A 9,714-nucleotide genomic window follows, 5' to 3' on the forward strand; every position below is an offset into this window, starting at 1 on the left:
TACATGCTGAAGCTGCACCACCTGGTCGACGACAAGATCCACGCCCGTTCGATCGGCCCGTACTCGCTGGTCACCCAGCAGCCGCTCGGCGGCAAGGCGCAGTTCGGCGGTCAGCGTTTCGGCGAGATGGAGGTGTGGGCGCTCGAAGCCTATGGCGCCGCCTACACGCTGCAGGAAATGCTGACGGTGAAGTCGGACGACGTGGCCGGCCGCACGAAGGTCTACGAGTCGATCGTGCGCGGCGAGGACAATTTCGAGGCGGGCATCCCGGAGAGCTTCAACGTGCTCGTCAAGGAGATGCGCTCGCTCGGCCTCAATGTCGAACTGATCAACAACAAGCCGAAGCCGGGCGAATTGCCGCCGGCCGAAGCCGCGGAATAAGGCGCTGGCCCTTAAGGGCAGCGCTCAGGACGAACACAGCATGCCGGCGACACTCACGCCGCCGGCCGATCGCATGAAGGCCGGGCAGGGCGGTTCCAGACCCCCGCCGGCGGCAGGAGACGGGCGATGAAGCAAGAGGTCATGAATCTTTTCGGGCAGCAGCCGCAGCCGCAGGGCTTCGATGCGATCCGCATCTCGATCGCGAGCCCGGAAAAGATCCTGTCCTGGTCCTATGGCGAGATCAAGAAGCCTGAGACCATCAATTACCGGACCTTCAAGCCCGAGCGCGACGGTCTGTTCTGCGCCCGGATCTTTGGGCCGATCAAGGACTACGAGTGCCTGTGCGGCAAGTACAAGCGCATGAAGTTCAAGGGCGTGATCTGCGAGAAGTGCGGCGTGGAAGTCACGCTCGCCCGGGTCCGGCGCGAGCGCATGGGCCATATCGAGCTCGCCGCGCCGGTCGCCCATATCTGGTTCCTGAAGTCGCTGCCCTCGCGCATCGGCCTCCTGATGGACATGCCGCTCAAGGAACTCGAGCGCGTGCTCTATTTCGAGTCCTATGTCGTGATCGAGCCGGGCCTGACGCCGCTGAAGGACCGTCAGCTCCTGTCCGAGGAGGAGTATGTCCGCTGCCAGGAAGAATACGGCGCTGACACCTTCACCGCGATGATCGGCGCGGAAGCGATCCGCGAGATGCTGCGCGCGCTCGATCTCGACAAGATCAACATGGACCTGAAGCACGAGATCGCGACGACGACCTCGGAGCTGAAGCCGAAGAAGCTGATGAAGCGCCTCAAGATCATCGAGGCGTTCCAGGAGTCGGGCAACAAGCCGGAATGGATGGTGATGACCATCATCCCGGTGATTCCGCCCGACCTGCGTCCGCTGGTGCCGCTCGATGGCGGCCGCTTCGCGACCTCGGACCTGAACGATCTCTATCGCCGCGTCATCAACCGCAACAACCGCCTGAAGCGGCTGATCGAGCTGCGCGCGCCCGACATCATCATCCGCAACGAGAAGCGGATGCTGCAGGAATCGGTCGATGCGCTGTTCGACAACGGCCGTCGCGGCCGGGTCATCACGGGCGCCAACAAGCGCCCGCTGAAGTCGCTCGCCGACATGCTGAAGGGCAAGCAGGGCCGGTTCCGCCAGAACCTGCTCGGCAAGCGCGTCGACTATTCCGGCCGCTCGGTCATCGTCGTCGGCCCGGAGATGAAGCTGCACCAGTGCGGGCTGCCGAAGAAGATGGCGCTCGAGCTGTTCAAGCCGTTCATCTATGCGCGCCTCGACGCCAAGGGCTACTCGACCACGGTCAAGCAGGCCAAGAAGCTGGTCGAGAAGGAGAAGCCGGAGGTCTGGGACATCCTGGACGAGGTCATCCGCGAGCATCCGGTGCTGCTGAACCGCGCGCCGACGCTGCATCGCCTCGGCATCCAGGCCTTCGAGCCGGTGCTGATCGAGGGCAAGGCGATCCAGCTGCATCCGCTGGTCTGCGCCGCGTTCAACGCCGATTTCGACGGCGACCAGATGGCCGTGCACGTCCCGCTGTCGCTCGAGGCGCAGCTGGAAGCGCGCGTGCTGATGATGTCGACCAACAACATCCTGCACCCGGCGAACGGCCTGCCGATCATCGTGCCGTCGCAGGACATCGTGCTCGGGCTCTACTACCTCTCCATCGTCTCCGACGGCGAGCCGGGCCAGGGCAAGATCTTCGGCGATTTCGGCGAGCTCGAATATGCGCTGCACGAGAAGGTCGTGACGCTGCATTCGAAGATCAAATACCGCTGGACCGGCGTTGGTGAGGACGGCAAGTCCTACACCAAGATCTACGACACCACGCCCGGCCGCGTGATCCTCTCGACCGCTCTGCCGAAGCACCCGGCGATGACCTTCGACGTCAGCAACCGCCTGATGACCAAGAAGGAAATCTCCGCGATGATCGACGCCGTCTATCGCGGCTGCGGTCAGAAGGAATCGGTGATCTTCTGCGACCGCATCATGTCGCTCGGTTTCACTCACGCCTTCAAGGCGGGCATCTCGTTCGGCAAGGACGACATGGTCGTGCCGGAGAACAAGTGGGAGATCGTCGATACGACCCGCGCGCTCGCCAAGGATTACGAGCAGCAGTACCAGGACGGCCTGATCACCCAGGGCGAGAAGTACAACAAGGTCGTTGACGCCTGGGCGAAGTGCTCCGACAAGCTCGCCCAGGAGATGATGGCCCGCATCTCGACCGTGAAGAAGGACGAGAACGGTCGCGACAAGCCCATCAACTCGATCTACATGATGTCGCACTCGGGCGCCCGCGGCTCGCCGGCGCAGATGAAGCAGCTCGCGGCGATGCGCGGCCTGATGGCCAAGCCCTCGGGCGAGATCATCGAGAGCCCGATCATCTCGAACTTCAAGGAAGGCCTGGACGTGCTCGAGTACTTCAACTCGACGCACGGCGCCCGCAAGGGCCTCGCCGACACCGCGCTCAAGACGGCGAACTCGGGTTATCTCACCCGCCGCCTCGTCGACGTGGCGCAGGACGCGATCATCTCGGAGGTCGATTGCGGCTCGGATAACGGCATCAAGATGCGCGCCATCATCGATGCCGGCCAGGTCGTCGCTTCGCTCGGCATCCGCATCCTCGGCCGTTCGGCGGCGGAGGACGTCACCGATATCGACGGCAAGGTCCTGGTGCCGAAGGGCACGATGATCGAGGAGAGCCATATCGAGGCGATCAACGCCGCCGGCGTCCAGGAGGTGAAGATCCGTTCGGTTCTGACCTGCGAGACCAAGAACGGCGTCTGCGCCACCTGCTACGGGCGCGATCTTGCCCGCGGCACGCCCGTCAACATGGGCGAGGCGGTCGGTGTCATCGCGGCGCAGTCGATCGGCGAGCCGGGTACGCAGCTCACCATGCGCACCTTCCACATCGGCGGCGCCGCCACGATCGCGGACCAGTCCTTCGTCGAGTCCAATTTCGAGGGCACGGTGAAGATGCGCAACCGCAACGCGGCGCGCAACTCGGATGGCGATCTGATCGCCATGGCGCGCAACATCGCGATCGTCATCGTCGGTCCCGACGGGGCGGAGCGCGCGGTCCATCGCGTCCAGTTCGGCTCGAAGCTCCGGGTCGACGAGGGCGACAAGGTCAAGCGCGGCCAGCGCCTGATCGAGTGGGATCCCTATTCCCGCCCGATCCTGGCGGAGGTCGACGGCACGGTCGGCTACGAGGACCTCGTGGACGGCATGTCGATCACCGAGACGACCGACGAGGCGACCGGCATCTCCAAGCGCGTCGTCATCGACTGGCGCGGCTCGGCCCGTACGTCGGACCTGCGTCCCGCGCTCACAGTGCACGGCCCGGACGGCAAGATCGCCAAGCTCGCGCGCGGCGGCGAGGCCCGTTACATCCTGCCCGTCGACGGCATCATCTCGATGGAGCCGGGTGCCTCGATCAAGGCAGGCGACGTGCTGGCCCGTGTCTCGACCGACTCGGCCAAGACCCGCGACATCACCGGCGGTCTGCCGCGGGTGGCGGAGCTGTTCGAGGCGCGTCGTCCGAAGGATGCGGCGATCATCGCCGAGAAGGCCGGCGTCATCGGCTTCGGCAAGGACTACAAGAACAAGCGCCGCGTCACGCTCACCCCGCATGACGGCTCGGACGGGCTCGAGTACCTGATCCCGAAGGGCAAGCACATCCATCTCCAGGACGGCGACGTCGTCGAGATGGGCGACTACATTCTCGACGGCAACCCGGCCCCGCACGACATCCTGGCGATCAAGGGCGTCGAGGAGCTCGCGGCCTATCTCGTCAACGAGATCCAGGAGGTCTATCGCCTCCAGGGCGTGGGCATCAACGACAAGCACATCGAGGTCATCGTCCGGCAGATGCTGCAGAAGGTCGAGATCACCGAATCCGGCGATACCGACATTCTCACCGGCGACCAGATCGATCGGATCGAGCTGGAAGAGGTGAACGCCAAGATGAAGGAGGAGGGCAAGAAGCCGGCAAGCGGCGTTCCGGTCCTGCTCGGCATCACCAAGGCGAGCTTGCAGACCCGCTCCTTCATCTCGGCGGCGTCTTTCCAGGAGACCACCCGCGTCCTCACCGAGGCGGCGGTCAACGGCAAGTACGACACGCTGGAAGGCCTCAAGGAGAACGTCATCGTCGGCTCGCTCATCCCGGCCGGCACTGGCGCCCAGGTTGCCCGCATCAAGCAGGTGGCTCTGCGCCGCGACGATCTCATCGTCGGCCAGAAGGCGGACGCTGCCGCCAAGGCCGCGGCAGCCGCCGCCGTCCTTCCGGCCGCCGAATAAGGCGCCCGTCGAACCATCACTGCGAAAGGGCCGCCTTCGGGCGGCCCTTTTCATTTGGGGCGCAGCAACCGGCCGAGCCACAAACCTGTATACGAAAGTCGCTACCCTTCCGCCGTTCGATCGTGATCTAACGGTTCGACCGGTGCCGGAGGGTAAGCCCATGGATGGTCAGCGTTTCATCGTCGCGGTGGAAGCAATCTATGCCGCCGCGTCCATGCCGTCTCTATGGCCGGACGCGCTCGACGCGATTGCCGCCTGTTTCGACGATGTGGGGTCGCTGCTGATCTACCAGCGCGACGACGGCAGCTACGGGACAATCGTCTCGCCGGCTCTCGCCGAAGGGCAACTCGAATACGAGCGGGACGAATGGTGGCGGCACGACATCCGCTTCGCCCGCTCCCATGAACGCGGATATCTGGCCCGGACCGACGCCATCACCGAGCGCCATATCGCAACGCCGGACGAGCTCGAGACGTTTCCCTTCTATACCGGCTTCCTCAAGCGTCTCGGCCTGAAATGGTTCGCCGGAATCGGCATCTCGCCGGACCCCCATGTCGCGGTCGCGCTCTCCGTGCAGCGGCTCGAGACGAAGCCGGCTTTCTCGGATGCCGAGCTCGAGGCGCTGGCCCGCCTCGGCCGCCATGTCGAGAACGCGCTCAGGCTGGGCATCCGGCTCATCAACGCGGAAGCGTCGCAGCTGACGCTGACGGACGTGCTGGCGCGGCTCGGCGTCGGGGTCTTCCTGCTCGACGGGGCCGGGCGCGTGATCTTCGCCAACCCGGCCGCGGAACAGCTCGGCGGCGATAGCCTGGTGGTGTCGCGGGGGCGCCTGACGGCCCGCATGGCGCCGCAAAAGGAGATGCTGCGCGCCGCCATTGCGGCGGCGGGCGACAGGACGGCGGAAAGCCTCAGCGCCCCGCCGCGGCCGGTGCTCGTGCCGGGGGTGGAGCGGGAAGGGGTCCTCGCGGTCCATATCCTGCCGGTCCGTCCGGCGGCGGGCAACGATATCGAGCGCCTGCTGGCCGATGTGAGCGCGATCGCCGTCGTCACCAGCGCCCAGCCCGGTGAGCCGGCCGACCCGGCCCTGGTGCGCGATCTTTTCGGGCTGACACTGGCGGAGGCCCGGATCGCGGCGCTGGTCGGGGCCGGGCTTGCGCCGCGCAATGCCTCGCAGGCGCTCGGCATCTCCGAGGAAACCACGCGCACGACCCTGAAACGCGTGTTCGCGAAGGTCGGGGTCTCGCGGCAGAGCGAGCTCACGGCCCTGCTGACGCGACTCGTCTTGCGGTAGGCCCATCGAGGCGGCCAAGTCCTGCTCCGGACGGGGAGGATCGAAGACGTAAGGGCCGCCGCCTCCCAAACGGGAGTTGTCCGCAGCCCTCTCCCTGGAATCAATGGAAACGGGGGGTGAGCCATGGTGTTGCGTGAGGTATCGCTTTGTCTGGCGTTGATGGCGTTGGTCGTGTTCACCTTGAGCCGCTTGCCGAGTTCTCTGGCGCCATGACCGTTCTCAGGCGCTGTGAACGCGTCCGCGCCGCTGAATGACGACAGGCCCGGATTCGGGGTTGACGCGAATCCTTACCTGAGTCATAAGCGCGCCACTGTCGACGGTTGTCGGACACGTTTGTCGCTTGCCTTCGTTGCGAGCGAATTTCGCGACCGAAACTCCGTCGTAATTCCTGCGTCGATTGACGACATGGCGAGATGCATGAATGCGGGCCTGTTCCGTGTTCCTCTGCTTGGCAAGCGCGCCTGAGGCACCCTAGCGGAGTGCCGATGGCGCGGCTTCGTTTATGGCATGTCTGCGAAAGGCGCGGGGAGAGACCAAAAGATTTTCCAAACGCTCATGGGAGCGAGAGGCCAGAATGCCGACAATCAGCCAGCTGATCCGCAAGCCGCGCTCGCCCGTCAAGGCGCGCAACACCGCTCCGGCGCTCGAGAACTGCCCGCAGAAGCGCGGCGTGTGCACGCGCGTCTATACGACGACCCCAAAGAAGCCGAACTCGGCGCTTCGTAAGGTCGCCAAGGTGCGCCTGACCAACGGCTTCGAGGTGATCGGCTATATCCCGGGTGAAGGCCACAACCTGCAGGAGCACTCGGTGGTCATGATCCGCGGCGGTCGCGTCAAGGACTTGCCCGGCGTGCGCTACCACATCCTGCGCGGCGTGCTCGACACCCAGGGCGTCAAGAACCGCAAGCAGCGCCGTTCGAAATACGGCGCCAAGCGTCCGAAGTAATTTTCCTGCCCGACCGGCGGGGCGAGATGCCCCAGCCGGTTCGCAGCTTTTGAGATTTGACCGGAGACTAGACGATGTCCCGCCGCCACAGTGCTGAAAAACGCGAAGTTATCCCGGACCCGAAGTTCGGCGATATCGTGGTCACGAAGTTCATGAACTCCGTGATGTACGAAGGCAAGAAGTCGACCGCCGAGCGGATCGTCTATGGCGCCTTCGACATCATCGAGGGCAAGGCCAAGACCGACCCGCTCGCAGTGTTCAAGCAGGCGCTCGAGAACGTCGCCCCGGCGATCGAGGTGCGTTCGCGTCGCGTCGGTGGCGCGACCTACCAGGTTCCGGTCGAGGTTCGTACCGAGCGCCGTCAGGCGCTGGCGATCCGCTGGCTGATCACGGCCGCGCGCGGCCGCAACGACAAGACCATGGTCGAGCGTCTTTCGGCCGAGCTGATGGATGCAGCCAATAACCGCGGCAACGCGGTGAAGAAGCGCGAAGACACGCACCGGATGGCGGAAGCCAACCGCGCCTTCTCGCACTACCGCTGGTAATCCGCGGCACCTGACGGAAAGAACAGAGCACTCTCATGCCCCGCTCCCATCCCATCGACCGCTATCGCAATTTCGGCATCATGGCCCACATTGATGCCGGGAAGACGACGACGACCGAGCGCATCCTGTTTTACACGGGCAAGTCGCACAAGATCGGCGAAGTCCATGATGGCGCGGCCACCATGGACTGGATGACGCAGGAGCAGGAGCGTGGCATCACGATCACCTCCGCCGCGACGACCTGCCTGTGGCGCGACCATCGCCTGAACATCATCGACACCCCCGGCCACGTCGACTTCACCATCGAGGTCGAGCGTTCGCTGCGCGTGCTCGACGGCGCCGTCTGCGTGCTCGACGGCAACCAGGGCGTCGAGCCCCAGACCGAGACCGTCTGGCGCCAGGCCGACAAGTACGACGTTCCGCGCGTCGTCTTCGTCAACAAGATGGACAAGATCGGCGCCGATTTCTATCGCTGCGTCCAGGACATCATCGACCGCGTCGCCGGCAAGCCCGTCTGCCTGCAGATCCCGATCGGTTCGGAGTCGGATTTCGCCGGCGTCATCGACCTGATCAAGATGAAGGCGATCGTCTGGGACGGCGAGGCGCTGGGCGCCTCGTTCGCCGAGAAGGACATCCCGGCCGATCTCGCCGACAAGGCCGCCGAGTACCGCAACAAGCTGGTCGAAGCCGCCGTCGAGATGGACGATGCGGCGATGGAGGCCTATCTCGAAGGCACCGAGCCGGATGCCGAGACCCTGCGCAGGCTGGTCCGCACCGCGGTGCAGCGTCGCGCCTTCCATCCCGTGCTCTGCGGCTCGGCCTTCAAGAACAAGGGCGTGCAGCCCCTGCTCGACGCGGTCGTCGACTTCCTGCCCTCGCCGGTCGATCGCGGCGAGATCAAGGGCATCGACTTCAAGACCGAGGAAGAGACCGTTCGTCATCCGACGGACGAGGATCCCTTCTCCATGCTCGCCTTCAAGATCATGGACGACCCCTTCGTCGGCACGATCACCTTCTGCCGCGTCTATTCGGGCAAGGTCGAGACCGGCGCCGGCGTGATCAACTCGACGCGCGACAAGAAAGAACGCGTCGGCCGCATGCTGCTGATGCACGCGAATAACCGCGAGGACATCAAGGAGGCCTTCGCCGGCGACATCGTCGCCCTGGCCGGCCTCAAGGATGTCCGCACCGGCGACACGCTGTGCGACCCGCTGAAGCCCGTCATCCTGGAGCGGATGGAGTTCCCCGAGCCGGTCATCACGATCGCGATCGAGCCGAAGTCCAAGGCCGACCAGGAGAAGCTGGGCCTGGCCCTGTCGAAGCTCGCGAACGAGGACCCGTCCTTCCGCGTCTCGACCGACCAGGAGAGCGGCCAGACCATCCTCAAGGGGATGGGCGAGCTGCATCTCGACATCAAGGTCGACATCCTGAAGCGCACCTACAAGGTCGACGCCAATATCGGCGCGCCGCAGGTCGCCTATCGCGAGACGCTGACCAAGAAGGCCGAAATCGACTACACCCACAAGAAGCAGACCGGCGGTACGGGCCAGTTCGCCCGCGTCAAGCTGGTGATCGAGCCGAACGAGACCGGCAAGGGCTTCGAGTTCGAGTCGAAGGTCGTCGGCGGCTCGGTGCCGAAAGAGTATATCCCCGGCGTCGAGAAGGGCCTCAACTCGGTCATCGGTTCCGGCGTGCTCGCCGGCTTCCCGGTCGTCGATGTCAAGGTCACGCTGATCGACGGCGCCTTCCACGAGGTCGACTCGTCGGCTCTCGCCTTCGAGATCGCATCGCGCGCCGCTCTGCGTGAAGGCCTGCAGAAGGGCGGTTCGGTCCTGCTCGAGCCGATCATGAAGGTCGAGGTCGTGACCCCGGAAGATTATACCGGCTCGGTCATCGGCGACCTGAATTCGCGGCGCGGCCAGATCCAGGGCCAGGACATGCGCGGCAACGCGGTCGTCGTGAATGCGATGGTGCCGCTCGCCAACATGTTCGGCTATGTCAACCAGCTGCGCTCGTTCAGCCAGGGACGCGCCAACTACACGATGCAGTTCGACCACTATGAGCAGGTTCCTTCGGCGGTCGCCGCCGAGGTCCAGGCCAAATACGCCTGATCCTGCAACCCATTCGACTGAACACTTGAACAAGATTTGACGGACGGAGGCTACGATGGCCAAAGAGAAATTCGCTCGCAACAAGCCGCATTGCAACATCGGGACGATTGGTCACGTCGACCATGGCAAGAC

At 64.7% G+C, this 9,714-nt stretch carries 6 protein-coding genes; all 6 read left to right on the forward strand.

Features of this window, described 5'->3' with window-relative positions; translation table 11 throughout:
• On the forward strand, nucleotides 1-381 hold a 381-nt coding region (locus tag ACTIF2_RS27545; RefSeq protein ID WP_439500333.1), incomplete at its 5' end, for a DNA-directed RNA polymerase subunit beta.
• 126 nt (nucleotides 382-507) lie between these two features.
• Nucleotides 508-4,689, forward strand: coding sequence for a DNA-directed RNA polymerase subunit beta' (rpoC, locus tag ACTIF2_RS27550; protein ID WP_439500334.1), 4,182 nt, complete (start codon nucleotides 508-510; stop codon nucleotides 4,687-4,689).
• A gap of 160 nt (nucleotides 4,690-4,849) precedes the next feature.
• Entirely contained in the window at nucleotides 4,850-5,980 is a 1,131-nt protein-coding gene (locus tag ACTIF2_RS27555; RefSeq protein ID WP_439500335.1) for a helix-turn-helix transcriptional regulator, read from the forward strand.
• A 574-nt stretch (nucleotides 5,981-6,554) separates the two neighbouring features.
• Nucleotides 6,555-6,926 (forward strand): 30S ribosomal protein S12, encoded by a 372-nt coding sequence (gene rpsL, locus ACTIF2_RS27560; RefSeq protein ID WP_057189964.1) that lies wholly within the window; start codon nucleotides 6,555-6,557, stop codon nucleotides 6,924-6,926.
• Between the two features lie 74 nt (nucleotides 6,927-7,000).
• Nucleotides 7,001-7,471, forward strand: coding sequence for a 30S ribosomal protein S7 (rpsG, locus tag ACTIF2_RS27565; protein ID WP_439500336.1), 471 nt, complete (start codon nucleotides 7,001-7,003; stop codon nucleotides 7,469-7,471).
• Between the two features lie 35 nt (nucleotides 7,472-7,506).
• Nucleotides 7,507-9,582 (forward strand): elongation factor G, encoded by a 2,076-nt coding sequence (gene fusA / locus ACTIF2_RS27570; RefSeq protein ID WP_439500337.1) that lies wholly within the window; start codon nucleotides 7,507-7,509, stop codon nucleotides 9,580-9,582.
• Nucleotides 9,583-9,714 lie beyond the last annotated feature (132 nt).

It is taken from the genome of Allobosea sp., assembly GCF_051860145.1.
In the GTDB taxonomy this organism is placed as follows: Bacteria; Pseudomonadota; Alphaproteobacteria; order Rhizobiales; family Beijerinckiaceae; genus Allobosea.

Excerpts from the sequence above, each read along its gene's own strand:
- rpoC (WP_439500334.1), top strand. The coding sequence starts at position 508 with ATGAAGCAAGAGGTCATGAATCTTTTCGGGCAGCAGCCGCAGCCGCAG.
- ACTIF2_RS27555 (WP_439500335.1), top strand. The coding sequence starts at position 4,850 with ATGGATGGTCAGCGTTTCATCGTCGCGGTGGAAGCAATCTATGCCGCC.
- rpsL (WP_057189964.1), top strand. The coding sequence starts at position 6,555 with ATGCCGACAATCAGCCAGCTGATCCGCAAGCCGCGCTCGCCCGTCAAG.
- rpsG (WP_439500336.1), top strand. The coding sequence starts at position 7,001 with ATGTCCCGCCGCCACAGTGCTGAAAAACGCGAAGTTATCCCGGACCCG.
- fusA (WP_439500337.1), top strand. The coding sequence starts at position 7,507 with ATGCCCCGCTCCCATCCCATCGACCGCTATCGCAATTTCGGCATCATG.